This is a genomic window from Flavobacterium sp. AED (assembly GCF_000812945.1).
Classification (GTDB): Bacteria; Bacteroidota; Bacteroidia; order Flavobacteriales; family Flavobacteriaceae; genus Flavobacterium.
In genome coordinates this window covers 1,562,231-1,588,801 of record NZ_JSYM01000001.1, presented here as the reverse complement: position 1 = coordinate 1,588,801, position 26,571 = coordinate 1,562,231, and the positions used below count along the sequence as shown (strand labels likewise).

Annotated in this window: 22 protein-coding genes; 3 read left to right on the top strand and 19 right to left on the bottom strand. The window is 32.5% G+C overall.

Going from position 1 to position 26,571, the window contains the following annotated elements; translation table 11 throughout:
• The first annotated feature begins 64 nt into the window (after positions 1–64).
• Both OA85_RS07025 and OA85_RS07020 read left to right on the top strand, forming a co-directional pair.
• Entirely contained in the window at positions 65–595 is a 531-nt protein-coding gene (locus OA85_RS07025) for a hypothetical protein (protein ID WP_082014125.1), read from the top strand.
• An 82-nt stretch (positions 596–677) separates the two neighbouring features.
• Entirely contained in the window at positions 678–1,505 is an 828-nt protein-coding gene (locus OA85_RS07020) for a mechanosensitive ion channel family protein (RefSeq protein WP_039108811.1), read from the top strand.
• Positions 1,506–1,515: 10 nt separating this feature from the next.
• On the opposite strand, the gene tsaB is transcribed toward OA85_RS07020, so the two are convergent.
• The 3 genes from tsaB to OA85_RS07005 form a co-directional block, all read right to left on the bottom strand.
• On the bottom strand, positions 1,516–2,184 hold the full coding sequence (tsaB, locus tag OA85_RS07015; protein ID WP_039109432.1) for a tRNA (adenosine(37)-N6)-threonylcarbamoyltransferase complex dimerization subunit type 1 TsaB: 669 nt from the start codon (positions 2,182–2,184) through the stop codon (positions 1,516–1,518).
• Between the two features lie 77 nt (positions 2,185–2,261).
• Positions 2,262–3,566 carry an efflux RND transporter periplasmic adaptor subunit gene (locus tag OA85_RS07010; RefSeq protein WP_039108809.1) on the bottom strand — a complete coding sequence of 435 codons (1,305 nt, stop codon included), beginning with the start codon at positions 3,564–3,566 and terminating at the stop codon, positions 2,262–2,264.
• Positions 3,567–3,572: 6 nt separating this feature from the next.
• Positions 3,573–4,976, bottom strand: coding sequence for a TolC family protein (locus OA85_RS07005; protein ID WP_369699879.1), 1,404 nt, complete (start codon positions 4,974–4,976; stop codon positions 3,573–3,575).
• Positions 4,977–5,203: 227 nt separating this feature from the next.
• On the opposite strand from OA85_RS07005, the gene OA85_RS07000 reads away from it, so the two are divergent.
• Positions 5,204–6,613, top strand: coding sequence for a DUF4403 family protein (locus OA85_RS07000; protein WP_052257162.1), 1,410 nt, complete (start codon positions 5,204–5,206; stop codon positions 6,611–6,613).
• 10 nt (positions 6,614–6,623) lie between these two features.
• Here OA85_RS07000 and OA85_RS06995 read toward each other — a convergent pair whose 3' ends face one another.
• The 16 genes from OA85_RS06995 to OA85_RS06920 all read right to left on the bottom strand — a co-directional run bounded on the left by OA85_RS06995 (position 6,624) and on the right by OA85_RS06920 (position 26,497).
• The gene (locus tag OA85_RS06995) at positions 6,624–6,893 is read right to left on the bottom strand and encodes a hypothetical protein (protein WP_039108806.1); all 270 of its coding nucleotides are present in this window, start codon (positions 6,891–6,893) and stop codon (positions 6,624–6,626) included.
• Positions 6,883–7,425 carry a DUF420 domain-containing protein gene (locus OA85_RS06990; protein WP_039108804.1) on the bottom strand — a complete coding sequence of 181 codons (543 nt, stop codon included), beginning with the start codon at positions 7,423–7,425 and terminating at the stop codon, positions 6,883–6,885. The genes OA85_RS06995 and OA85_RS06990 overlap by 11 nt, the downstream gene beginning before the upstream one ends.
• A 2-nt stretch (positions 7,426–7,427) precedes the next feature.
• Positions 7,428–8,114, bottom strand: coding sequence for an SCO family protein (locus OA85_RS06985; RefSeq protein WP_039108802.1), 687 nt, complete (start codon positions 8,112–8,114; stop codon positions 7,428–7,430).
• Positions 8,115–8,126: 12 nt separating this feature from the next.
• On the bottom strand, positions 8,127–8,768 hold the full coding sequence (locus OA85_RS06980) for a hypothetical protein (RefSeq protein ID WP_039108800.1): 642 nt from the start codon (positions 8,766–8,768) through the stop codon (positions 8,127–8,129).
• Positions 8,769–8,843: 75 nt separating this feature from the next.
• Complete coding sequence (locus tag OA85_RS06975) at positions 8,844–9,194, bottom strand: cytochrome C oxidase subunit IV family protein (RefSeq protein ID WP_039108799.1); 351 nt, start codon at positions 9,192–9,194, stop codon at positions 8,844–8,846.
• Between the two features lie 16 nt (positions 9,195–9,210).
• Positions 9,211–10,188, bottom strand: a complete 978-nt coding sequence (locus tag OA85_RS06970) for a cytochrome c oxidase subunit 3 (RefSeq protein ID WP_039108797.1) — start codon at positions 10,186–10,188, stop codon at positions 9,211–9,213.
• Between the two features lie 42 nt (positions 10,189–10,230).
• A complete protein-coding gene (locus OA85_RS06965) occupies positions 10,231–10,818 on the bottom strand; it encodes a cytochrome c oxidase subunit 3 (protein ID WP_039108795.1) in 588 nt (195 codons plus the stop codon).
• Positions 10,819–10,820: 2 nt separating this feature from the next.
• Positions 10,821–11,723: a heme o synthase gene (gene cyoE / locus OA85_RS06960; protein WP_039108793.1), complete on the bottom strand. Its 903-nt coding sequence runs from the start codon at positions 11,721–11,723 to the stop codon at positions 10,821–10,823.
• Positions 11,724–11,829: 106 nt separating this feature from the next.
• Complete coding sequence (locus OA85_RS06955; protein WP_039109429.1) at positions 11,830–13,953, bottom strand: hypothetical protein; 2,124 nt, start codon at positions 13,951–13,953, stop codon at positions 11,830–11,832.
• 19 nt (positions 13,954–13,972) lie between these two features.
• On the bottom strand, positions 13,973–14,716 hold the full coding sequence (gene deoC / locus OA85_RS06950; RefSeq protein ID WP_039108791.1) for a deoxyribose-phosphate aldolase: 744 nt from the start codon (positions 14,714–14,716) through the stop codon (positions 13,973–13,975).
• Between the two features lie 186 nt (positions 14,717–14,902).
• Positions 14,903–15,286 carry a VanZ family protein gene (locus tag OA85_RS17175; RefSeq protein WP_082014146.1) on the bottom strand — a complete coding sequence of 128 codons (384 nt, stop codon included), beginning with the start codon at positions 15,284–15,286 and terminating at the stop codon, positions 14,903–14,905.
• Positions 15,279–15,659 (bottom strand): glycine cleavage system protein GcvH, encoded by a 381-nt coding sequence (gene gcvH, locus OA85_RS06940; RefSeq protein ID WP_039108788.1) that lies wholly within the window; start codon positions 15,657–15,659, stop codon positions 15,279–15,281. Before gcvH ends, OA85_RS17175 begins: the two co-directional genes overlap by 8 nt.
• Before the next feature lie 93 nt (positions 15,660–15,752).
• A complete protein-coding gene (gene sprA, locus OA85_RS06935; protein ID WP_039108786.1) occupies positions 15,753–22,928 on the bottom strand; it encodes a cell surface protein SprA in 7,176 nt (2,391 codons plus the stop codon).
• 23 nt (positions 22,929–22,951) lie between these two features.
• Entirely contained in the window at positions 22,952–23,533 is a 582-nt protein-coding gene (gene ruvA, locus OA85_RS06930; RefSeq protein WP_039108785.1) for a Holliday junction branch migration protein RuvA, read from the bottom strand.
• A 90-nt stretch (positions 23,534–23,623) separates the two neighbouring features.
• Positions 23,624–25,912, bottom strand: coding sequence for an NADP-dependent malic enzyme (locus tag OA85_RS06925; RefSeq protein ID WP_039108783.1), 2,289 nt, complete (start codon positions 25,910–25,912; stop codon positions 23,624–23,626).
• A 159-nt stretch (positions 25,913–26,071) separates the two neighbouring features.
• Positions 26,072–26,497, bottom strand: a complete 426-nt coding sequence (locus OA85_RS06920; protein WP_039108782.1) for a CBS domain-containing protein — start codon at positions 26,495–26,497, stop codon at positions 26,072–26,074.
• Positions 26,498–26,571 lie beyond the last annotated feature (74 nt).

The window sequence follows — 26,571 nt, the reverse complement described above, 5'->3', positions numbered from 1 at the left end:
TGATTCAATAAAGCGTTCTTAGAAAAAATTGCTTAATATTGTAAGACTAATCAAAATAAATATCATGGGACTATCTTTATTTTTTAAAAATTTATTTGGCTCAGCCAAAGAAACTGCTGGTGAATTAGCAGACAAGGCAGAAACAACTTTTGAACAAGCAAAAGAAACTGCAGCACCTTATATTGAAAAAGCAGAGGCATTTGCAGAAGAAACTTTAGACAAGGCAAAAGAAGCTGCTACTCCAATTTTAGATAAAGTAGAGACTTTTGCAACTGAAACAATAGACAAAGCAAAAGTGGCTGCCGCTCCAATATTAGACAAAGCAGAAGTATATGCTGACCAGGCCAAGGAAGCTGTAAGCGACTATTCTGAAAAAGCAGGTGATGTTTTAGGAAAAGTAGTAGAAACTGTAAAAGAAAAAGCTGTCACAGCAGTAAACAAAGTTGAGGACGCAGTAAGTGAAACTAAAACAATTGCTACTGATGCTGTTGATACAGTTTCTGAAAAAACTAGTACTTTTATAAGTGATGCTGATTCTGAAACCACTCAAACTGCTAAAGAAAACATAAATAGAATAGAAGAAGACGCAGATTAATTTATATAAAAATAATTTATTTGTATTTTTGCACTTCAAAACTTAACCTTCTCTTTTGAGAGGGTTTTTTATTATTTAAAAAATGATCTTAAATCCTAATCAAATAACTGATTACGCCAGTACTTTTATTCAACTATTAATCGATTATTCTCCCAAATTAATTTCTGCTGTTATTGTTTTGTTTGTAGGTCTTTATGCCATTCGACTTATCAATAGATTAATCAGGAAAATAATGGTAAAGAGAGATTTAGACCCTACTTTAACTAAGTTTCTTGCCGATATTTTACTTTGGGTTTTAAGGGTATTACTATTTGTAACTTTTATTTCAAATCTAGGAATAGAAACGTCTTCTTTTGTGGCTATATTAGGAGCAATGGGACTTGCAGTAGGTTTATCACTTCAAGGTTCTTTATCCAATTTTGCAGGGGGAATGCTAATTATTATGTTCAAACCATTTAAAGTAGGACATACTATTGAAGCACAGGGCAACATTGGAACAGTTAGCGAAATCCAAATATTTGTGACCAAATTAATCAACGGAAACAATCAAACTATTTTTATTCCAAATGGATCATTATCCAATGGCACTATCATCAATTATTCTTTACAAGGATTTAGAAGAGCCGATTTGACTATTGCTATTTCCTATGACACTGATATAAAAAAGGCAAAAGATATTATTACTGCTGTTTTAAATAGTAACCCAAAAATACTTAAAACTCCCATTGCTGAAGTTTCAGTCAAGAATTTGACTGATAATGCCATCCAACTTGCAGTTAGGCCATGGGCAAATAATGAGGATTTTGGTGCCGTTTTCTCACAAACTTTAGAAAGCTGTAAGATAGCATTTGATGCTGCCGGAATCGTTATTCAGCCATTTGCAAAAGGATTATCTAGAACAGATTCTTAAATATATGATGTTATTTCTTTGAAGTAGTAATCATAAAATCTTTCAAATAAAAAGGTTCAAAATAAGCGACATCTACCGTGTCGTTTGTTTTGAATTTTTCAAAACTCAACAAACTCATTTCCTTGGCTGAAGGATATTTGATATGTTCCAAAAAAACAAAATTATCTTTGGTTAAAACTGTTTTGCATTTCTCCGCACAATCTCCCACAAAATAAAGCGTTTCCTGAAAATCTTCAAATGAATTTTCAGTTATAATTTCAGCTAAAGTCCCTCTCCTATTCTCAAAATTAGAAGTAAAAATAGCACTGTACACTTCCATTCTTCTGGCATCAATCATAGGAATAATCAATCCATCTGAAACAGTTGCCTGAGAAGCCAATGTTTTCAGGGTATCAATAGCAATCAAAGGTATGTTTAAAGCGAAACACAGCCCTTTTGCGGCAGAAACTCCTATTCGCAATCCCGTATAGGATCCAGGGCCTTGACTTACCGCAACAGCAACTAAATCTTTGAAAGTAATTCCTGCTTCCTGTATTATTTCTTCAATAAAAACGTGTAACCGTTCGGCGTGAGAATACCCTTCTTCTGCAATTTCTTTACATAGAATTGTTATTCCTTCTTTTGCAAGAGCAACTGAACAGTTTTTTGTTGCGGTTTCGATGTTAAGTATGTAATTCATTTTTATTTTTAACGTGAAAATCACAACCATAAAATAAAATTTATAATTGTGATTTTCAAATATATGTACTTTATGTATTATTTCTTGCTTTCTTCCTTATCTTTTTCTGTTTTTAATGTCACTTTATCTCCAGAATTAAGCTCTTTAGAAACTGTAGTGTAAGGACCTGTAATAACTACATCGCCTTTTTTAAGTCCAGTTAAAACTTCAATATTTGTATCATCCTGAATTCCAGTTTTAATGATTCTTATTTTAGCTTTATCGCCTACTTTAACAAAAACACATTCAAATTTCTTATCACTTTTAGGTGCTACTTTTTTCTCCTCAGATTTAGGATCCTCAATTTTTATTTCCTTAACAGCAGCTGTATCTGATTTTACCACAACTGAACTAATTGGCACAGACAATACATTCTTTTTTGTTTTAGTAATAATATCTACTGTTGCGGTCATTCCTGGTCTAAAAGGAGAATATGCTGCTGGTCTTCCTTCTAATAAATCCTGATACGATTCTTTAAGTATTCTTACTTTTACTTTGAAATTCGTTACTTGATCAGCCGTCAAAGAAGAACTTGCCGAGTTAGAAATACTGGTAACAATTCCTTTAAACTGTTTTTTCAAATAGGCGTCAACTTCAACTTTTGCTTCGTCACCCACTTTTATTTTTACAATATCATTTTCGTTTACATCAACTTCAACTTCCATGTTATTTAAGTTAGCTACTCTCAACAATTCTGTTCCAGCCATTTGTTGCGTTCCCAAAACACGTTCGCCAAGCTCTACGTTAAGTACTGAAACTGTTCCATCGGCAGGGGCATAAATAATTGTTCGGCCAAGATTATCTTGAGCTTCATTAACCGAAGCAGAAGCACTTCTAACATTAAAGTAAGCGGTTTGCTTTGCTGCTTTTGCAACCTCAAATGAGGCAATTGATTTATCCCAATCTGATTTGGAAATAATTCCTTTATCGAATAACGTTTTGTTTCTGTCATAACTTGCCTTAGCTTCTTTAAAAGAGGCATCTGCCTGACTCAAACCTGCTTTCGTTCCTGATAAATTGGCAACTGTTCTGTTTAATCCAGAAGTATATAAATCTGGATTTATCTTTACTAACAAATCTCCTTTTTTGACTACTTGTCCTTCTTTTATTGGTAAGGAAATAATTTCTCCTGAAACCATTGAGGATATTTTTACTTCAATTTCTGGCTGAATTTTTCCTGTAGCTGAAACTGTTTCAACTATTGTAGTAGCATCAACTTGGGCTGTTTCTACTTCTTTACCTTTATCTTTGTTTCCAATAATTCCTTTTTTTGAAAGCACTACTAATAATGCAATAATAACCACAGCACTACCAATTAAGATATAAATTGTTTTTTTTGACATAATAATCTAGTTTTTAATGATTGGAATTCCAAAATAGAATTCTAAAATTTTAATTTTAAAAATGTAATCGTATTTTGTTCTAAGAACCTCAGATTGTGCATTAGTAAGCAACGTTTGTGATTGATTAAAATCAAAAGAATTCATCAAACCTACCGCATATTTTTCTTTAGCATAATTATAGGCTTCTTGTCTTGATTCTAATGCTACAATGGAAGATTCATGTGCATTTAAAGCGCCTTTCGCATCTGTAAATGCAGTAAAAACATTTCTTTGCAAATCTAAATCCTGTTGTTCTAATGCAATTTTTGATTTCTCTAAACTTACTTTTGAACGTTCTACATTATTTCTTGCTGAAAAACCATTAAAAATTGGAACAGACAATTGTGCTCCAAAAGATTGCCCTTTATTATTGCTAAATTGATCCCAAAATGGCAATGCATTTCCTAATACAGGAGAAAAATTATTTTGCAAAACATTTTGATTTGTTCCTTGTACATATCCAACTATAGATGTAGGATTTGAAGTATTAGGTTGAACACCTACAACTCTGTCACTATAAGCAACCCTAGAACTAAAACTATAGAATCCTTGAAGAGTTGGTTGAAAAGCCCCTTTTGCAATCGCAACATTTTTTTCAGCTATTTCCAAATTGGTTTTGGCAATTTTCAATTCGATTTTATTTTCTTTTGCTTTATCATAGATTGCTGCTGGAGTTTGTGCTAAAATATTGTTTTCATCTTTAGCATTAGTATCATCAATGATATCAAAACTCTCAAATTCTTTTAATTGTAATAACTGAGCTAAACTCAATTTTGAAATTAACAAAGCATTCTCAGCTGCAATAACATTTTGATTATTAGAAGCTACAGTTGCTTTTATATCTAACAAATCTCCGCGAGGAATTGATCCCGCATTAACTAATTCTTCTGAACGAGAATATTGTTTTTGATTGATGCCTAATTGTTCCTGTTGTACTTTTAAATTCTCTTTATTAAAAAGAATCTGCAAAAAGGCATTAGCAACATTTAGCGCTACATCTTCCTGCATTTTTTGCAATTGATATTTAGCTGCTACTATCGAAAGATTGGCTTTGCGAAGTGTATTTTGGTTTTGCAAGCCTTTATAAATATCAATCCCAATATTTGCTCCTGCAGAGGTAAACTGAGTTGTTTTATTTTGTAAAAGTCCTGTTGTAATATCCTGATTCAACCCAATATTCCAAGAATGTGACGCATTAGCATTTAAAGAAGGAAGAAAATTTCCTATTGCGCCTTTTTTATCAATTGCAGCCGTTTTAGAATCTAATTCGGTTTGCTTGATTGAAATATTGTTTTGTATCGCATATTTTACACATTCTTCTAAGGTCCACTTTTTAGATTGTGCCTGAATAGTAATGCTAAAAACTAACATTAGAATTAAACTAAGAAAACTTCTTTTTCCCATATATTTCGAATAAAAGTGCAGTATCACTGCTAAACAAATTTAACTTTTTCTATTAAAGAACTTGGAAATATTATAAAATAATTCATACCAGAACCCGTTATAAAAACAATTAGACTTTGAAAATTAGCATTTGTTACAAAAAATGCTAAAAATATATTTGTTTTGTTAATTTTGCTTTTTTAAACTAAAATAAAATGCTGAAATTCTTTTCATTCTTACTTCCTATAGTCTTTATCTTATTGATTTCCGGTTGCTCCACTTCACAAAAAATAGCTGCTTTAAAACCTGAACCTGACGATGCTGTTCCATTAGTTTACGAAAACATTCCCTCTTTTATTAATTTACCAATTAGCATAAAGTTAAAAGATATTGAAAACCAAACAAACTCAATCTTAAATGGACTAATCTATGAGGACAACAATATTAAGGATGACGACATAGAAATGAAAGTTTGGAAACAAGCCCCAATTACCATTACAAATGACAAAGGAGTTTCTGGAGAAAAAATAAAGACTATTCTACCACTCAAGGCTATAGTGAAATATAGAATTGGCACAAAAAAAATGGGTGTTGAATTTTATGACACTCGGGAATTTAATCTTGATGGCGTAGTGACTTTAATAAGCGATACCGGCTTGATTAATTGGAAGCTAAATACTAAAACAGAACTAAAATCATTAGACTGGAACGAAAGTCCAACAATGACCGTTTTTGGAAAAAATGTCCCTGTAACGTACTTGATCAATCCCGGAATCAAACTTTTTAAATCTAAAATTGAAAAAAAGATAGATGATGCTATAGCAAAATCTATGGATTTCAAACCTAATGTCCTATCAGCATTAGAGAAAATTTGCACTCCTTTTCAAATGAATGAGGAATATGAAAGCTGGTTTCGTATTATTCCTATTGAAATCTATTCTACTACTGCCAAACTAAAAAACGACACCTTTTTATTAGACATGGGTATGAAGTGTACTATGGAAACATTGATAGGCAAGAAACCGGAATCAAAATTTGACAAAAACAAAATTGCTTTGAAACCCGTCATCAAAATTCCCGAAGATATTACGGCAAATATCGTTGCAGTTTCAACTTATGAAGAAGCTTCAAAAATAATGACTACCAATTTCTCTGGACAGGAATTTGGCTCAGGAAGCAAGAAAGTCAAAGTTCAAAATGTAGCTATTTGGCACAAAAACGGCAAAATGATAATTGCTTTAGATGTATTGGGATCTGTAAATGGAACTATTTATTTGACAGGTTTTCCTCAATATAATGATAAAACGAAAGAAGTGTTTTTTGACAAATTAGATTATGCATTGGACACAAAGAACAAATTAATACGTACAGCTAACTGGCTTGCTCAGGGATTAGTTTTAAGAAAAATCCAACAAAGCTGTCGCTATTCCATAAAACCAAATTTAGACGAAGGCAAACAAAGCATGATGAATTATTTGAAAAATTATTCACCAATGCCAGGTGTTTTTGTAAATGGAAAAATGGAAGACATTCAATTTCAAAAAATTGAACTAACCAATCAGGCTATCATTGCTTTTATAAAAGTAAAAGGAACGGTAAATGTTTCGGTTGACGGTTTAAAATAATATTGAAAAGCTATTTTGATTTATTCTTTCTCATACGATAAACTGCATAACCAATAGCTCCAACAAGAAGATAAGGAATGACCATTAAATAAACAATTCCGTCATTTACTGCTGCTGCTTTAACTTTATTCCCTTCACCAGATAATGCTGCACGACACATCGCACATTGAGCATTTGTAGGTAAGTATAAAAAAAAACACAGCAGAAGAAAGAAACTCGTCTTTACAAATCTTGAAAACCGTATTGTTGTAATCTTTTTCATTTTATCTTTATTGAACATAATATGGCGAAATCATTAAATAAACAACTACACCGGTAACAGCAACATACAACCAAATAGGAAATGTAATTTTAGCAATTTTTTTGTGTTTATCAAATTTAGCAGCCAAAGCTCTAACATAAGTAATCATAACAAGAGGAATAATCGCAATCGATAAGATAATGTGCGTTATCAAAAGAAAGAAATATACATATCTAATAGCTCCTTCTCCACCAAATTTAGTAGAATCAGCAGTCATATGATAAGCTACATACATTACCAGAAAAGCTACTGACAGCGCTATTGCACTTGTCATTAACTGTTCGTGAAGTTTTCTTTTGCCATTTTTGATTGCAATTACAGAAGCTACTAAAATAATAGCCGTTAATCCATTTGTAGTCGCATAAATAGCTGGTAAAAAAGAAAGCGGCTCCACATTGTAACCAAAATCTTTTAGTTTCACTCCAAAGAGAATAGCTACAACAACAGGAATTACAATTGAAACAATTATAATAAATTTGCTAAATTTTTGTTCAAGTGAATTATCTTCCATCTTTAATCTTTTAATAAAATATTAATATCTTGTTGAATATCTCTAACCCCTTTTTTATCTAATCCATCGTAATATAAAATTGGATTTCCAAAATCATCCTTTCTACAACGGATCGTACCATTTTTATCAATTAAGGCAAACAATCCTGAATGCTCAAAACCACCACTTACTTTACTGTTTTCTCCAACATAAAGATTAAAACCTTTATTGGCAATACCAAAAATATAATCTTTATCTCCCGTCAGAAAATTCCAATTAGACGATTTTACTCCTAATAATTTAGCATGCGCTTTCAAAATAGCCGGAGTATCATGCGCCGGATCAATAGTAATGGAAACAATTCCAAAATTAGGGTTTCCAAAAAAACTATTTTCTATGGCCAACATGCTCAAATTCATCTTTGGACAAATAGAAGGACAAGTTGTAAAGAAAAATTCTAAGACATAAACTTTACCTTTATAGGTCTCATTAGTAATTTTTATATTATCCTGATTGACTAATTCAAATTTTGGAGCAGGACCGATTTTAACTAATTTATCATCGTTTTTAGTAGTTAAACCAACTTTGTCCAAACGATCCCCTTTTACAACATCATTGTTTTGTATTCTATCAATTATTTTTGGTACTGCATAAATCCCAAAAAGTAAAATAATAAAGGAGATTCCAATGTAAGACTTGTTTTTAAGCATTATTTCTAAGAATTAAAGTTCTTTAGTTGCATTATGATTTTTTTTAAGAGCTGCGCGGTATTCATACAAAATAACTTTGAAGTCATCAAGCATCTCGTTGCTCAAATCAGCTGGATGAAATGTATCATACCCTTCTTTGTATTCTTTATTTTTCTTTCTTCCCCTAAGATTTCTTACTTTGTCTATAATATAAACATTTGGAGTTCCTAAATTTTTATCTAATTTTCCAACCAGTTTAAGTTGATCGTAATAATTATTGATTTCTTGAGGTGAAGTAAATACAAAATGCCATTGACTAACATCCGTAAAAGCACCTAAAGCATCTACCACTTTTTTGGCATCCTTTTCAGTTCCTAAAGGACAAATTACAACAAATTGCAAATCTTTGAACGTATGGTATTGCTGGTATATTTTTTCATTTAAATTAAAAAAATTACCTCTGTTTTTCAGAATCTCTGTACCAGAAAAACCTAAAATGGTTATTTTATTATTCAAACTAACTTTTTCTCCTTTTAATGATTCCCAGTTGCCAAAATCAGCAACCTTAGGAGTAATAATAGGCAACTTAGTAAAACTATTTATACCTGATGCAAAAAAAAGATAAGCTACAATAGGCAAAATAAAAAGAACAAAAAGAACAATATTTTTTTTCATTGCAATGATAAAATTTAAAGTACAAAAATAAAAAAAGGCACGCAATGCGTACCCTTTTTTTGAATTAATATCTTGTTAAAAATTCCATTTAATCGTAGAATTCTTAAAAACCTCATAAATATAATTCCCTTCAGTCAAAAGAATGAAAAGCAAATATAATATTAAAAAAATTACTGGTAAAACAACTGCATTTCTTAAAGTACTTTTCTCTCCTTCCATGTGCATGAAGGCCCATACAATAAAATATGCTTTTACAAGTGTTAAGATTATGAATAACCAGTTTAACAAACTCATCGCCATGAAACTATTCATATGAAGAGCATCTGGCTTAATAATACCAAAAATTACTTCAACAATAGTTATTACAGACAAAAGACCGAAAACCGTCCAAATTCTTTTTGTATTAGAAACATGTTCGTGTGACATAATGATAAATCTAAAATTAAACTAAGTAGAAAAACGTAAATACAAATACCCAAACTAAATCGACAAAGTGCCAGTATAACCCCACTTTTTCAACCATTTCATAACTTCCTCTTTTCTCATAAGTTCCTACTAGAACATTGAAAAATATAATGATGTTAATGATTATCCCAGAAAATACGTGAAAACCGTGAAATCCTGTTATAAAGAAAAAGAAATCAGCAAATAATTTACTTCCGTATTCGTTGTGGGTTAAATTTGCTCCTTCAATAACTAAACTGGCTTGAGTCAATCTCAATTCAGAATCTTTTCTTGAAAGAATAGTTTTCTTCTTTTCAGCAGTGATGGTTTCTGTTCTAATCAAAAGATCAGGATGTGCTTTGAAACCAGCTTGAACTTCAGCTACAGAATAAGTCGAAATAGCCGCCTCATCCATAAACCACTTTCCTTTATTTCTTGTCAATTGCTCTCTATCTTCAGGCAAAGTTGCAGCAAAATCAGCTAAAGCTACACGGTGACCTTCTTTATCAACAAACTGAAGTAAACTACCTCCTTTTGTTTCAATAGCACCATACTCCCCTTTAATAAAGTTTTTCCATTCCCAAGCTTGTGAACCAACGAAAATAATACCTCCGATGATTGTTAAAAACAAATATATTGTCACTTTGTCTTTTTTCATCTGATGCCCCGCATCAACTGCTAAAACCATCGTTACAGATGAAAAAATCAAAATAAACGTCATAAATGCCACGTAATACATCGGGGCCGAGACACCGTGCATGAATGGGAAGTGAGTAAACACTTCATCGGCTAAAGGCCAAGTTTCAATAAATTTAAATCTAGAAAAACCATAAGCTGCTAGAAATCCAGAGAATGTTAAGGCATCTGATACGATAAAAAACCACATCATTAATTTGCCATAATCTGCTCCCATTGGCTCTGTGCCGCCTCCCCAAGTTTTTCCTTCACTATTTGCAGTAGTAACTGTCGCTTCCATATAAGTTATTCGTTAAAAAGTTCCCAAATTTACGTTTTTTTATTATTTAAAGAAATATAAAAATAAAAATAAATAAACCCATAAGAAATCAAGAAAGTGCCAGTACATCGCACCTAGTTCAATTCCAAGAGTTTGAGTTGAATTGTATTTTTGTTTAAAATGATTATAAATTATAATTAGAAGTGAAATTAACCCACCAGCAAGGTGAATTAGGTGCACAACCGTTACAATATACAGAAAAGTAGTCGTTATAGAACTTTCACTTCCGGTAAAATAATACCCATTAGCAACGATCTGACCAAAACCTACAAACTGTAAAATAACAAATAATATTCCCAATGCTAAAGTAGACAAAAGAAATGCAGTAGTTGCACTTTGTTTGTCTTTTTGAATCGCTTTTTTTGCCAAATGAAAAGTAATACTGCATCCGATGATTGCAACCGTACTAAAATAAAATGCCGTAGGCAATTGAAAATCTTTCAACCAGTCGGCTCTAGATTTACTTACCACAAAAGCACTTGTAAGTCCTGCAAACATCATAGTCATACTAACCATAGCAAACAACAATATCAATTTATATGATCGCGCTGTTCTCGATTTATGTTCATCTGTTGTCATTGTAATCTCCATAACTATCTTAAAAATTTATCAAATATATAAACTAATTGTAACAATGTAATATAAGAAACGCTTACCAGCATCAATGTTCTCGCTGCTTTTGCTGTTCTTAATTTGTATAATTGCACTCCATAATAAAGCATCCAAAGTCCAAGTAAAAATACGATAATAGCAGCTATAGGCGTAATAAACAACTGCCCTGTGTAACCCAAAACTGGCAAAAGCGAAGCTATAATAAGCCAAACCGTGTACAAAATAATCTGTAAAGCCGTTGATTTATCTTTTTTTCCTGTAGGAAGCATAAAAAACCCTGCTTTTTCATAATCTTCATATAAAAACCATCCAATAGCCCAGAAATGAGGAAATTGCCAGAAAAATTGAATTAAAAACAAAGTCCCTGCTTCTATACCAAATTCTCCAGTTGCAGCAACCCATCCCAACATAAATGGAATTGCCCCAGGAAACGCTCCTACAAAAACTGACAATGATGTCATAGTTTTCAAAGGCGTATAAACACTCGTATAAAGAAATATAGAAATTGCACCAAACATGGCAGTTTTAGAATTGATTGTATACAACAGTACAATTCCAATAATAGTAAGAAGACTTGCAATAATCAAAGCCGTATTAGAAGACATTCTACCTGCCGGAACAGGTCGATTTTTTGTCCGATCCATCAACGCATCTAAATCTTTTTCAATAACCTGATTAAAAGCATTAGAAGCTCCTACCATACAATATCCGCCAATGGCAAGTTTTAACAATACCATCCAACTGAAAGAATGGATATCAGTAATCCCAAGCATAAATCCTGCAATAGACGAAAACACTACGCTAACAGCGAGACGTGCTTTAGTTATCTCGCGGAAATCAATATAGATAGACTTTAATGAAAGGGTATTTTGTGTTGCGTTCAATACTAATGTTTATTTGCTATGTAAAAACTTTTGCAAAAGTAGTTTATCAAAAGGGATTTGACAAAAAACAATTCATAAAAAAGCTTTTTTAGAAATATTATTAAAGCTAATAATCAAAATACCAATTAAAAACATCCGAACGTATCCCTAAAGTAAACCAATTAGTACTTTCATTAAAAGTCGTTGCCGTATTCTTTGTTGGATCAAAACTTCTATAAATATAGCTTCCAAAAAGTTTCAGATTGGTTGCTGGATTTATCAGATATCCAGCTTGAACATCTGTTATAAAAACAGCCGTTTTATTCCCTTGTCCTACTTTTACACCGCTATCTAAAGCTCTGTTTTCGTCATAATCTTTATAGATATTTCCTCCGTAATTATAACCATCTTCGGCTGTATCAAAATCCAATCCTCGAGTACCCATAGTTATTTTTGCATCAGCAAAATACCTGTCTTTATGATAACGGGCGATAACTAAAAATTCTTTAAAATTCCCGCCCCATTGATGCCCTATACTTTGATTGTTATGTCCATAATTTGTGATCGGATTACTATGGGAATACACATAAGGGCGCACATGATTGTACTCTAACTGCAATACCAAATTATCAACGTGAAAAGCATTATAATATTTAACACCTAATTGATACCCAAATTTATTTTTCCAGCTATTGTCCCCTTTTTTAACATCTCCAAGAGAAAATTCATCAAGAAGAAACTGTCCGTATGTATTGATTTGATTATTCAATTTGTACTTATAAGTCAACCCTAAAAGCGCATTTCCACTTCTGGCCGAAGAAGCAAATTCAACCGAACGATAAAATATAATTGGATTTACAAAATTCACATCAAACCCCCTGTTATTTGTATCAGTCCAAATTACTGATTCAAAGAAACCAAGATTCAATTTATTCGACACATTCCAACTCAAATAATGATTTGCCATAAATTTAGTAGCGTACGTTTTTTCGAGGGTAACCTCTGGACGAACATCTTTAAGCCACATATAGGTATTGGTGTATTTTATTTTCCAAAAATTAGTATTTATTTTGAAATACGGATACGGGCTCGCACCGTCACTTTCTAACAAAGAACGATATCCATCTCCTATAAAGTTCCTTCCATAACCCAATTGCAAGTCAAAATATTTACTAGGCGCAAAAGTTATATTGGCTTCCGCCAAAGGAAAATCATACGCATCTGTTTTAAAATCTTTAGCAATTCCCATACCTGGAATAATTGCAGGATTCCCACCTGCTGGTTTTATAGATTCTGCATAACGATTGTAGTAATCCGCAAAACGCCCTTGACTTTCAAAAACCGTAGCAGTGAAATTAATTTGCTTCCCTAATCCTCCTCGGAAATTGATTCCACGAGTATTTACATAAGTATAATTCGCTTTAGTTTGAGACGCCTTACCAACTTGTAAATCTAAAATAGGATTCAAAGTAAACCAGTAGCCGTCTCCTTGAATTTCAACCATACTTTCATTCCATAATTTTTTGGCCCACCAACCGGAAACATTTTTCTTTAGCTTATCATTTACTGCTTTAAAATCATAATATTTTGATACCTCCACATAAGTATACGGTTTAGATGCAGTGTGATTATTGCTACCAACTTGATTTAAAGAAGCGTCAAACTGAGAATAATAACTATGAGAAAAAGGAATATTCAAATGACTTTCGAACTGAGGAGTATTGAATTTTTTATAAACAATACTATCTAATTCGGTAAGTTGTTTAGTTTCATTTGGCAAAATTTCTGCACGAGCGAGCACTTCTGAAGCTAACTGCTCTGGGCTTTTTAATGGAATCGCAATTGTAATTGTGTATCTCGAATACGTTGGTTTTCCATTATAAGTTGATGGTTTAATCTTTGGGAATAACCCCAAAACTCGCTTAGTTTCTTTTATCAAATCCTCATCGGTAGCATTTACATAAATTACTTTAAAAACACCATTAGCATCAACTTCAAAAAGCACTTCTACGTTACCTTTAAAATTATTTTTTTTAAGATTTTCAGAAACTTGAAAATTTTGAAATACAAAATTTTGCACTTGATAGTAAAAACATTTTTCCAATTCCTTAGATTGCAAGTTTTCACAATTCAAAAAAACAGGAAATCGTTCAGGCGAAAGTCCCGATTGAGTTGCATTATTATTTATGTCTTGCGAATAAATAAAAAATGAATAAAATGATAAAAGTAACGTTAACAACCCCTTTTTCATATTGGTTTTCTTTGTGAATTTAGTAATCAATTTGTGAATCTTGCCCATTAGCAATTGCTTTTGCCCCAGACGTTCCTATTCGTTTTACACCCAGCCGTATCATTTCAACAGCCTCCTTATAAGTTCTTACACCGCCAGCTGCTTTTACTGGAAGTGGCGAAGCATTTTCCAACATCATAATAATGGATGGAATTGTGGCTCCATTTGGCAAATTACCTTCCGTTTTATAAAATCCTGTTGATGATTTTACAAAAACCGATTGGTACAATTCCTCTTTAAAATTTGAAATAACTACATTTTTTATCAAAGCAGACAATTGTATAATCTGTTTATCGTTTAGTGCAGCCACTTCTATAATCCATTTTACAACCTTATTATTTTCCAGTCCTAATAACGTGCATTTTAGGACTTCATCTTTAACCAAATCAATACTCCCTTTTTTAAAAGCTTCGTAATTACAAACGAAATCTAAATCATCTGCTCCATCTTCAATCGCCTGAATCGCTTCAGAAAGTTTATCCTCCACACTCGATTTTCCTTCTGGAAAATCAATCACCGTACCTATTTGTAAATTTGAATCGGCATCAATAATCATTTCTTGGGCGATAGAAACCATATTTGGACGAATCATAATAAGCTTAAAATGCTCATTAATGGCTTCCTGAATATTTTTTTTGACAATAACGACATTATCAGCTTCACTAAGTCCTGCCTGTGTTGCTGTTTTTAAATAAGTAGAATCTAAATATTGTTTAATATTCATTTTTCTTATAGCTTGATGACACCTTTTACTATCCTATTAGCAAAAATACATTTTAAATTCACATTTATTTAATATTAACAACTACTTCGTAAGGAAGTAATCTTATTTTATAATTTCTTACTCATTAAAAAATAAAAAACATTTGTAATATAAAAAAATCCCACCGAAGTGGGATTGTAATTCGTATCAAACTTTATTTAAGTTAGTGTACTTGTTAAAAAACAAAATTATACAAACAGCAAGAGTTGCTCCAGATAAATTTGCTAAAACATCAAACAAATCACCTTTTCTAGTTGTGGTAAATAGCGTTTGTGCTATTTCTATTGCTATTCCAAAAAAAATGGAAAGCATAAATGATACTGTCAAAGGCTTAAAAATAGCTGAACTATTTATTTGCTTCTTAAAAAAGAAAAACCAAAGCGATGTAAAGACCAAATGAAAAAAGGAATGAACAACTTTATCTAGATTCGTAATTTGAACAGTAGGAATATCGCTTGATTTAATTAAACAAAAAAAGACGATTAGCCCTGTCCAAGTTAAAGCTGCCCAAAAACAGAATTGTTTAGGCACCAATAAGTTCTTTGTAAGATTCGCTTGAAAGCAATGAATCAATTTCAGCTTCGTTTGCAATTTTTATTTTTATCATCCATCCAGCTCCATAAGGATCCGAATTCACACTTTCCGGTGTGTTTTCCAAAGCGTCATTAAACTCGACAATTTCACCTGATAATGGAAGAAACAAATCAGAAACCGTTTTAACCGCTTCAACAGTTCCAAAAACTTCATCTTTTTCTAAAGTCTGGTCTAAAGTTTCCACCTCAACATATACGATATCCCCTAATTCTTTTTGTGCAAAATCAGTAATTCCTACTGTTGCGATATCGCCTTCAATACTAACCCATTCGTGATCTTTAGTGTACTTTAAATTTGCTGGTATGTTCATATAAATACTAATTGATAATTATTAATTGATAATTGAATTTTATGTGACAAATGTAACAATCTCAATTCAAATCTTGTTTAGATTTTAAAAAAATTAATTCCCAAAATTATAGCGCATCGTAAATCCTGATCGAATATTTGTCAATGGGAAAGAAGTTGATATTACTGCTTTCGAAAATGAATGATCATAATAGAAAATTGCGGTCAAATTTTTACTGAAAGCATAATCCGCAGTTATTTTTAGAGACCATATATTTTGTCCTCCGGCTAATTGATTGTTATTATAGTCTAAATATCGAACAATTGTTTGATTATTTCGATAGGAAAGATCTCCTTTCAAGTTAATATCACTTTTTATAATTCCTGTTGGATTATCTGCCAATCTGGAAGAGAAAATAACATCTTTAAATCGATAACCAAGTCCTACAACATACTCTATTCCTTTTACTTCTGTCAATAGGTTATTATCAAAACTCATGGATAATGCTCTATCTTTCTTTATTTCGGTAAGTACTTTTAAAGAGCTTTTTAACTCAAAATCCATTCTAATAAGCGGACTGAATTGCTCTACTAAATTGACATTTGACATGATTGTGCTATTGAAAAAATTACCGCTTGCATCTACACCGTTGGGTGTTTTATCATATTCGAAATTAGATCTAAAGGCACTAATTGTGTAAGAAGCTCTATAACTGTGTTGCATCGAAAAGCGTTTGAAGTTCTTTTTGAAAAAATTATAACGCATCAAACCATTGTACTTAACAGCCCAATTTGGTATTGGAAAACTTCTGAAAATCCCCAGTGAAACTCCCGAAGCATTAGATCCAGAATACGCAGCTAAGAAAGCAGGCAGCAAAACCGCTTGATTATTTTTACCATACCCTAAAGGATATCCTTCTGCATCAAGATTAACTGGATTACTAATATCTATACCACGTTGCATTGCTAATCGATTTGCAACGGTAAGTCTATTACTTCTAAAATCATCAAAAGCCGCAGATGAATTTTCATCACTTGTTGAGAAAGATGTTTTTATCAGAACTGTAGAAATAGAGAAAAGACCATAACTATATGGAGATCGTGCATTATATTGTCCATCAGTTATATCATATTGCTCTGAAAAGTTCTTGGAATAAGATCTATCCAATGACAAATCGATTTTTAAATCTGGAAACAAATCAACATTTGCAGTAGCTTTAAATAACTTGTTGGTTACTTGAGAATAATTTTGATTAAAATTAGGATAGTTGGTAAGCCAGCCATTTTTAGCCGCCTCATAACGCACGTCGTCTTGACTTCCAAAAATAAATCCTAACGATGGTCTTGAAGAACCCAAGAATCCAACACTTGGCGTATATCCTGGCAATATCGTACCGCTATTCTCCGTATAATTCATTTGAATGTTTTTAACACTCGTCAAAACCCCAATTAAACCGTCAACAAATTCATTGTTTTTTACAATCTGTTGTGTATTTGTATTTACAATTTTTTCACCGGGCTTTGGAGCAATTGCCTTAGGCTTAGCCACTGGTTTATTACTGTTTTTTGTTACTCCTAAATACTTGTACAATGCATCCATATTGAATGTTGCATTCAAATTACTGGAACTTGCATTTTGAACTGTATTTCCTAAGTTATAACTGTTGCCATCAATCTCTATTTGTGACAAAGCATTAGAAGAACGTTGCCAACTATAATCACCGGTGTAAGAATAATTAGCTTTTACAAAACTAAATAATGGGATTTTATTAATTGGTATCTCGTAATTTAAAACCAATTGTTGCATGTGCTGATTAGGATCTCCAATATCCCAATAACTATCCCATATTGTAAAACTATCAATAGGCTCATTATTCTTATTTAGATAGCTTTTCACAATATTGCTAGAAGAAGCCGTATAATTCAATTTTAATGATTTTGTCAAATTAAAATTAAATCCATATTGATAATTGAATGCAAAATTTCTTCTGTATAATGGATCTAGACCTAAACCTTCTACATCAACTTGTCTAAATTGTTGGCGATTGAATTGTCTAATAATATTGGTATTAAAAGAGATATTAGAAGGAAGATAATTAAAATTAAAATCACTTAATAATTTCCAATAATTACTTTTTTTCATGAAAGCAGTTTTCTTGAACGGTTCTACTGGCTTTGACTGAAAAGTATATGCATAATCAACTGATGAATTGGCATGCTGATCTACATAATCTTCTATTTCAAAATCATGTCGCTCCACTTGATTAAAAGATTGAGAAAAAGTGAAATTTTCAACATCATAAACGTGTTGTTTCTGCTCTGCTCCTCTTTCTTTTCTAACCCCTATAAAATTGATACTTTGACGTTTCGTATAATCAGTTGCGCGACTTTGAATATTATCTCTTTCGGCTTTATCTGCAGTGTTATTTAATAACTGTTTTAATTTAATGTCTTGATTAAAAGGATCATATTCTGGAGTAATCATTTCTTCGCCAATGGCGTAATTGAACGGTAAATTAACACCCCATTTTGGAGGTAATAATTTCCCTAAATTAACATTAGTAACAATATTATATTGTTTCGTATCCTCTCGACTTCTCTCATTTGGACCTTGTTCTAATGCTCCAAAACCAATCGTGCTTTTTTTACCTGTTGCAGAAACTGTAGCAAAATCAGCAAAATTTGAATCTACATTCAATACAGCTGCCATACCACCTTTATTATCCATATCAGCTAAACGCAGCTCATTGAACCAAACTTCTCCTTTAATGTCTTGGTGCGTTTCATTACTTTTCACACCCACCATTAAAGTTCTAGCCTGGCCAAAATTAGGATTTCCTTTTATACCCAATCTCAACTTGTTACTTTTGTTTACTAACGAAGGGTCAAGATCATCTTCATATTGATAATAGATTCCATCCAGCGGAAGCGTACTTTTGTCTATACTCATTGCCTGAATTTTCAATTGTGTCAATAATGCCAATGACAAATCAATTTCATTATCTTCAGGCCAAACAGCTTCGGCGCTTAATGCAGAACAATCCGAAGTTGATGATGAGGACGGAACAGTAACTTTTAAAGGAATTTCTATTTGGTAAAAATTCTGTGTAAAGTCATTTCCAAAACGAATAAAACCTACCATTTGATTGTCTCGAAGCGCAATTTCATTTGGTAAAGATTCAGCGTGTAAAAACATTTTCAATTTTTTAAACTGACGCATGTCAATACTCACATTTTTAAAAACTGCTCTTGAATCTTCCGGTTCCAGTCCATTCCCAGAAACCCTTAAAGATAACGATTGTTCATTTTGATTAATAACCGTATTATTATTATACAATTGTTCTCTTACTACACCGGGTGGAGTAATATAATTCACCGGGCATCTTTCGTTATTTTCTTGAACATTTACAGCTAACACATCCAAATTAGTTTTATCATCAGCAACATTTGTATCATTAAAATCGAGTGTATTCGTATAGCGTCTCCATTCCCCTCTCACTAAATCCAATGCTCCAAAACGGACCGTTACCAAATCATTAAAACCCGTCATGAACATTCTCATGAAACGAATTGATCTAAAATCAGAAATATTTCCAATTGTATTTTCAGGTTGTGAAACTGGTATTTTAAACTGAATCCATCTGGCATCTGTTGTACCTCCATTTGGCAATGTAACTTGAGTATTTCTGATATCAGTAATGTAATTTTGTCCGACACTCATATTAGGCTTAACATCAATACTATATTCATAATAGGCATTGATGGTATTCATGGTGTTGTCTCTATTGATATCTTCTACATCTGGAAACGTGGTAGAACCTCTATTAGGATCATTAATATCAACAGCTGAGTTACCGTCTACACCATTATACTTTTTATATCGGTCTAAAACATTTCCAGAAGCATTCAAATAATAGGTGTAATCATCAGCTGCAGGATCTGGTTCTGATGCAAAATTATTGTAAATCGCACCTTCTTTGGCATTAGCCAAACCATCTAACCCAACGTCCTGATTCGTTCTATTATTAACATTGGTGTCAAATGCATAAATTAAAGATTGCGATGCGGGAACATCTCCCCAATTGGCTGTTCCTGGATTTGGTTTTGAAATAATTTGATCTGGTCCAAGTCCATTTTCATATTGCTTTTTACCATCTTTCAAAACATCCTCTGAGACTTCTCCTAAATTGAAATAGATTTTACCGGTATTGGATTGAGGTATTTCACCACTTCCCACATAAGGATCTAATATCCAAAATTGAATGTATTCTACATTTCCTTGTTCGAAATTAGTAGAATTCAATGATCTCATAATCCCACCAAAATTAGAAGTTGGATTTGTAGACACATTTGAACTATTATTATACGGCCCTCTTTCAGAAGGATAATAACTTAAATCCAGTGTATTGACAACCTGAGATTGTCCTTGTGCAATATCTGTCAAAGGATACAACTCCTCACTAAAAATTCTTCTGGTTGTATTGAAAGATAATTCTTCATTTGTAATTCCAGACGGTTTTTGAGTATAAAAAACAGGATCTATTGAGTACCATGCTAACTTTGCTCTTTTAAAACCATAACTCAAATCATTAGCACTAGCATTGAAATCATAGGTGCTTCTAGTGTTTTTCTCTGGAGTCGATGACAAGCTCCAAGCATACGGAGAACGCATATCAATAGTTGATTGAGAACCTTCAAAATCATCAACATATATAGTTGACTCCCCTTGAAATTGATCTGCTTTTGGGGAATCCGGTTTCAAAAAAGCAATTTCACCTCGTATAGAAAGATTGGATGGAACATCAGTATCGATATTAGGTAATTTATTTACTAATCGGGTAAAGAATGGAACTTCCGTTGAGAAATTGGTATTAAATCCAAAAATGGTATTATTAACAGATTCCTGACCAAAACTAGATTTTTGAGTAAATGGTTTCTCTGTCATTTTTAAAAAAGTCGCTCCTACCAAAAAATTATCAGAAATTTTATGCTCTACATTTACACCCATAAACCTTCTGGTTTGCTGACCAAAAACAGAATTGTTTTCTAAAGAAACATTAATAGGAGTATTAGAGGCTTGAAGCGAAGGATCTAAAATCTGGACTCTTCCCAATTGATAATTCACGCTATAATCAATTCCTTCAACCAAAACCCTACCTCCAGCAGTAACAACAACTGAACCTCTTGGAACATTGAAAGCACCAATTGGGATTCCATCGCCACCAGTAGATTTATATTTACCTCTTAATAAAAATTTATTCTTATCGCTATCTTGTAAAGCCCCTGACTGTGTGTTTCGATACATGTTTCTAAACACGTATTTCTTTTGATTAGCGTTATATGTATTTGCATCATCATAACTTTCTCCTCCATTTGATAATTTAGAAAAAAGCAGTTCTCCAAAAGGCTCTTTGGTTGTGAAGATAATTCTACCATTTTGAGCATCGATTGTCAAGCCTTGCATAAAATCAAAAAAACCATCTCCGCCTGCTTGTGGGTCATTGTTGTAATTGAGTTTATCTAAATTAAAAACTTTAAGCAAAGGTGTACTTGTTACTAAATCCGGTGATGGTAACGGTGAAACAATATTAATATAATTTAAAGGAGATGGATCGGTATAAAGTATATTAAACCTAAAGTCTTCCTGTTTCACTTGATAAGCTCCTTGAATCTGATAAATATTTTTCATCATCAAGTTCCAAACAGGGTTTTTGACATTGGTCAAATTACTTTTTAGCATTTTCAATATCAAACTTTGTGTTATGATTGCTTGATTTGATGTATTACTATTACCCGTTACTACAGTTGCATCTACACCATCATTACCAAATTCACCCACTTGATACACTTTATCACCAATTGTATATTGATATGCAACGGCTAAAACCTCATCATTAGCTAATCGCTGTTGCAATGAAATATAACCTAATTGAGCATTAAAGGTATATTCATTAGGATTTAGTTTTCTAGCGTTTTCTAATTTAGAATAATCCGCACCTTCATTAACATCCACTCCTGTAAAACCAGACCCTGCTGTTACAATTTCCCTAATGTTGTTATTTAAAAAACCTCCGTTGTCTATTAATGCGGGATCATATTTATTATTTTTATTATCCGATGGATATGGTTTTTTTAATTGATCTGGCTGGTCAATAAAAAAGTTTAGAGGAATAGGGTTTAATACTACTACCTCATTTTGTTTGCCGCTTATTGGATTACCATTTAAATCCGTTAACTCCCCTTCCCCTAAATCCTGAAGCGCAATAATATTTCGCAGATTATTACTGGTGGTATTTACCCTATTTTGCTTATTGGTAACCCAAACCTCCAATCTTGAAATTTGAACTCTACTGTCAATAAAAGGATAATTTTTTAAGGATGAATCGTATTTGTTTCTAAAATATTGGGATAAGAAAAAGTGTCGGTCATTATCATAATCCAACGCATACATATCAAAGTCCTGAATCGTTCCTCCACCTTGAGCAACAATACTTTTTGTTTGGGATTTTTGTTCTGAAAATATACCTGTAACGGTTGTTTTACCAAATTTTAATTGTGTTTTTACACCAAATAAACTTTGAGCTCCTCTAATTAAAGAACTATTCAAAGGCAAACTTACATTTCCGACTTCAATTTTTTGAATAATATCATCTTCCGAAGGAGCATATTCTAACTTAATTAAGTTTTGAAAAGCAAAAGTTGACTGTGTATCATAATTAGCATTTACATTGAGTCGCGTTCCCACTTTCCCCATCAAACTCATACTTATCCTTTGATTAAAGTCAAAAGAAAGATTCGATCTGTTTCTTGGTGAAAATGATGGATTATCTTGTTTAGTATAACGCATTCCCAAATCCATTTCTATTGATCCGGTAGGTTTTACGTCAATTGTATTACTTCCAAAAATAGATTCAAAGAGCCCTGATTTCACATAATATCTTGGCAATAAATCTTTTTTGGCGGCTTCACTGCCTTCTTTTTTTCCATCAATAGCATCTACTTTTTTCTTGAAATAATCTCGCATAGATTCTTTCAAAACCAAATTTTCATACTCTTTTGGAGTTAATATAATAGGATAATTAATGGAAAATCCATCTACAGAATTCGTGTAAATATACCTGTCAGTAACTGGATCATAAGTATACGCAGAAAGAACACTTTGAGGATCTTTTAACTGAACTTTCCCTGTAGAGAAACCAGTTTTAATTGTATCCTGAGCGGCCGGTGTTACCTGAGCTTGCGATACAAAACCACAAAATATGACTAGCAAAAAAATACAAATTTTATGCATATAATCCGTGTTTTGAGTACCTTTTATAAGTTTTTTAAAGCTTTCTTAATAATCGATTCAACAGAAGCCTCTGGATCCTCTTTTACAATTTTTTCTACGATTCGTTCTGAAGTTTTTCGAACAAAACCTAATACCTCCAAAGCAGATAACGCTTCATCTCGATTTGTATTGCTTTGCGACATAGAAACTTCGTCTAAATCATACAATTTCAATACTTTTTCTTTTAAATCAAGTATTACTCTTTGTGCCGTTTTACTACCAATTCCTTTTATAGATTGAATGGTAACTACATCACTTGATGCAATTGCATTTGTAATTTGTTTTGGGTCTAATGATGACAACATCGTTCTAGCAATGCTTGCACCAATACCTGAAACAGATAATAATAATTTAAAAATTTCTCTTTCTGATTTTTCTACAAAACCAAATAAAGTATGCGCATCTTCTTTTATTTGAAGATGCGTATACAATTTTATAAAGTCCGCATTGGGGAGCAAAGAGTAGGTATGTAAGGATATATTTACATGATACCCAACACCTCCACAATCAATAACTACTTGTGTTGGTGTCTTTTCTACCAATTTTCCCTGTATATGTGCAATCATTTTTTATAATATATGTCTCCAAATATAATAAAATTAGCACATAATTTAACTAAATTCATCTATTTAAATGTTCTTTTCATCAAAGAAGCATTACCCTACATTTATTTTTTTCTTCTCTTTTTCTTGAGCATCAATCACAGCAATAGCTGCCATATTGACCATCTCTTCTACACTTGCTCCTAATTGAAATATGTGAACTGGTTTTCCCATTCCCAACATGATCGGTCCTATTGAATCAACTTTATTTAATTCTTTCAAAAGTTTATAGGTAATATTAGCGGATTCCAAATTAGGAAAAATTAAAGTATTTACTTTTTTACCTGCAAGTTTTGAAAACGGAAATTTTTCTTTTAACATTTCTGGATTCAACGCAAAATCAGCTTGAATTTCTCCATCAATAACCATATCAGGATGGTTTTTATGCAAATAAGCCACCGCCTCTCTCACTTTTGTAGCACTTTCATTTGTTGAAGAACCAAAATTAGAATACGATATCATTGCAATTACTGGCTCCACTCCAAACATTCTGGCCGTTTTTGCAGTCATTATAGCAATTTTTGCCAAATCATCTGCAGAAGGATTTATGTTTATAGCCGTATCCGATAAAAACATAGGACCACGACTAGTCATCATCATATTTGTAGTGGCAACAAGAGAAGCACCATGAGCTTTTTCAATAAGTTGTAACATTGGTTTTACAACAGATGGGTAACTTCTCGAATGTCCTGTAACAAGTGCATCTGCTTCACCTTCATTGACCATCATGGCGGCAAAATAGTTTCTTTCACGCATTAATTTCTGAGCATCCAATAAAGATATTCCACGTCTTTGTCTAGATGACCAATAGGTTTTGGCAAACTTATTTCTTCTAGACTCTTCTTCTTTTATTTTTGGATCTATAATTTGAACATCAGCATCAAAACCTAGCTCTTCTTTTAATTCTAAAATAATTTCTTTGTTCCCCAATAAAATTGGAAAACCAATCCCTTCTTCTAATACAATTTGAGCAGCTTTAAGCACATCTAAATGATCTGCTTCCGCAAAAACGATTCTTTTTGGATCCATTTTGGCTCTATTGGTAATCAATCGAACCATTTTATTGTCATTCCCTAAACGATCTAAAAGTTCTTCTTCATACTTTTTCCAATCAGTAATAGGATTTAACGCTACTCCTGAATCCATCGCAGCCTTTGCAACAGCAGGCGCGACAATAGTTATTAATCTTGGATCAAATGGTTTTGGGATGATATATTCTCTACCAAAATTTAATTTTGTAGCTCCATAAGCAACATTTACTTGTTCAGGAACCGATTCTTTTGTCAATAAAGCTAGCGCTTTTACAGCTGCCATTTTCATGGCTTCGTTTATCTTGGTTGCACGAACATCAAGCGCACCTCTAAAAATATAAGGAAATCCAAGAACATTATTCACCTGATTAGGAAAATCAGAACGTCCCGTAGCCATGATAACATCTTTTCTAGTTGCAACAGCCAGATTATAATCAATTTCAGGATCTGGATTTGCCATTGCAAAAACGATTGGATTTTCTGCCATTCCCATCAACATTTGTGGAGACATAATTCCACCTGTTGACAAACCTAAAAAGATATCTGCACCAACTAATGCTTCCTCAAGACTCATTGGTTTTATATCTCTGGCATATTTTTGTTGCAAAACAGAAAGAGAAGGATTGTCTTTCGTCAAAACCCCTTTACTGTTAAACATCAATATATTTTCAACTTTTACTCCTAATAAAACATATAAATCGGCACAAGCAAGAGCAGCAGAACCTGCTCCGGAAACCACCATTTTTACATCTTCCGATTTTTTATTAGCCAGTTCTAATGCATTCAATAAAGCGGCCGATGATATAATAGCCGTTCCGTGTTGATCATCATGCATTACAGGAATATCCAGCTCTTCAACCAATCTTCTTTCTATTTCAAAAGACTCCGGAGCCTTAATATCTTCCAAATTAATTCCACCAAAAGTTGGTGCTATATTTTTAACGGTCTGGATAAATTCCTCAATATCCTTTGTTCCAATTTCAATGTCAAATACATCAATATCAGCAAAAATTTTAAATAATAATCCTTTTCCTTCCATTACTGGCTTAGATGCTTCAGGACCAATATCCCCAAGCCCTAATACTGCTGTACCATTGGTAATTACTGCTACTAAATTTCCTTTAGCTGTATATTTATAAACATTATTAACATCTTTTGCAATCTCTAAACATGGCTCGGCTACACCAGGGGAATAGGCCAAAGATAAATCTCTTTGTGTTGCGTATTTCTTAGTGGGAACTACCTGAATTTTACCAGGAGTTGGCTTTGCGTGGTATAATAATGCTTCTCTTCTTTTGCTGTCTTTGTTCATTTTTTTGAGATTTTATTCTATCATACAAAGATAGAAGACTTGGTTTAAAAAGTCAGCTTTTATCCTATTCTTTTATAAAAAAACAGACTAGTACCAGCAGATACAAATAAAAATAGCTGCAAAAATTCGCAGCTATTATATGAATTGGACTATTTACTTCTATTGTGTAATATAAGAGTTTAAATGTTGAATTGTATCTTTTTGGATTTCGATTATTGCTTTCACAACATCACTTATGGATATAATTCCTATGACAGTATCGTTTTCTAAAACAGGCAAATGTCTCACTCTTTTAGTACTCATTAATTCCATACAATAATCTAAATTATCGGAAGGTTTTACTGTAACTACAGCAGCCTCCATAATTTCATGAACCAACGCTTTCTTTGAAGATTTAGCTTTCAAAACAATTTTTCTGGCGTAATCTCTTTCAGATAAAACACCTTTCAAAACTCCATCTTCGATGATAAGAATCGCTCCAATGTTTTTTTCGCTCATCACTGTCAATGCTTCGTATACAGTGTTAGTGGAAAGTATGGAATAAACTTCCTTTCCTTTTGTGCTTAATATTTGATTAACAGTCATAATAGATAAGTTTAATTTATTATAAAGTTAAAAAAAATAGCATTCAAATGCTCAATTTATTTATTTATTTCACA

What these genes read in the sequence shown, in the direction of transcription:
- OA85_RS07025 (WP_082014125.1), top strand. Translation starts at nt 65, where the DNA reads ATGGGACTATCTTTATTTTTTAAAAATTTATTTGGCTCAGCCAAAGAA.
- OA85_RS07020 (WP_039108811.1), top strand. Translation starts at nt 678, where the DNA reads ATGATCTTAAATCCTAATCAAATAACTGATTACGCCAGTACTTTTATT.
- tsaB (WP_039109432.1), bottom strand. Translation starts at nt 2,184, where the DNA reads ATGAATTACATACTTAACATCGAAACCGCAACAAAAAACTGTTCAGTT.
- OA85_RS07010 (WP_039108809.1), bottom strand. Translation starts at nt 3,566, where the DNA reads ATGTCAAAAAAAACAATTTATATCTTAATTGGTAGTGCTGTGGTTATT.
- OA85_RS07005 (WP_369699879.1), bottom strand. Translation starts at nt 4,976, where the DNA reads ATGTTAGTTTTTAGCATTACTATTCAGGCACAATCTAAAAAGTGGACC.
- OA85_RS07000 (WP_052257162.1), top strand. Translation starts at nt 5,204, where the DNA reads ATGCTGAAATTCTTTTCATTCTTACTTCCTATAGTCTTTATCTTATTG.
- OA85_RS06995 (WP_039108806.1), bottom strand. Translation starts at nt 6,893, where the DNA reads ATGTTCAATAAAGATAAAATGAAAAAGATTACAACAATACGGTTTTCA.
- OA85_RS06990 (WP_039108804.1), bottom strand. Translation starts at nt 7,425, where the DNA reads ATGGAAGATAATTCACTTGAACAAAAATTTAGCAAATTTATTATAATT.
- OA85_RS06985 (WP_039108802.1), bottom strand. Translation starts at nt 8,114, where the DNA reads ATGCTTAAAAACAAGTCTTACATTGGAATCTCCTTTATTATTTTACTT.
- OA85_RS06980 (WP_039108800.1), bottom strand. Translation starts at nt 8,768, where the DNA reads ATGAAAAAAAATATTGTTCTTTTTGTTCTTTTTATTTTGCCTATTGTA.
- OA85_RS06975 (WP_039108799.1), bottom strand. Translation starts at nt 9,194, where the DNA reads ATGTCACACGAACATGTTTCTAATACAAAAAGAATTTGGACGGTTTTC.
- OA85_RS06970 (WP_039108797.1), bottom strand. Translation starts at nt 10,188, where the DNA reads ATGGAAGCGACAGTTACTACTGCAAATAGTGAAGGAAAAACTTGGGGA.
- OA85_RS06965 (WP_039108795.1), bottom strand. Translation starts at nt 10,818, where the DNA reads ATGGAGATTACAATGACAACAGATGAACATAAATCGAGAACAGCGCGA.
- OA85_RS06955 (WP_039109429.1), bottom strand. Translation starts at nt 13,953, where the DNA reads ATGAAAAAGGGGTTGTTAACGTTACTTTTATCATTTTATTCATTTTTT.
- deoC (WP_039108791.1), bottom strand. Translation starts at nt 14,716, where the DNA reads ATGAATATTAAACAATATTTAGATTCTACTTATTTAAAAACAGCAACA.
- gcvH (WP_039108788.1), bottom strand. Translation starts at nt 15,659, where the DNA reads ATGAACATACCAGCAAATTTAAAGTACACTAAAGATCACGAATGGGTT.
- sprA (WP_039108786.1), bottom strand. Translation starts at nt 22,928, where the DNA reads ATGCATAAAATTTGTATTTTTTTGCTAGTCATATTTTGTGGTTTTGTA.
- ruvA (WP_039108785.1), bottom strand. Translation starts at nt 23,533, where the DNA reads ATGATTGCACATATACAGGGAAAATTGGTAGAAAAGACACCAACACAA.
- OA85_RS06925 (WP_039108783.1), bottom strand. Translation starts at nt 25,912, where the DNA reads ATGAACAAAGACAGCAAAAGAAGAGAAGCATTATTATACCACGCAAAG.
- OA85_RS06920 (WP_039108782.1), bottom strand. Translation starts at nt 26,497, where the DNA reads ATGACTGTTAATCAAATATTAAGCACAAAAGGAAAGGAAGTTTATTCC.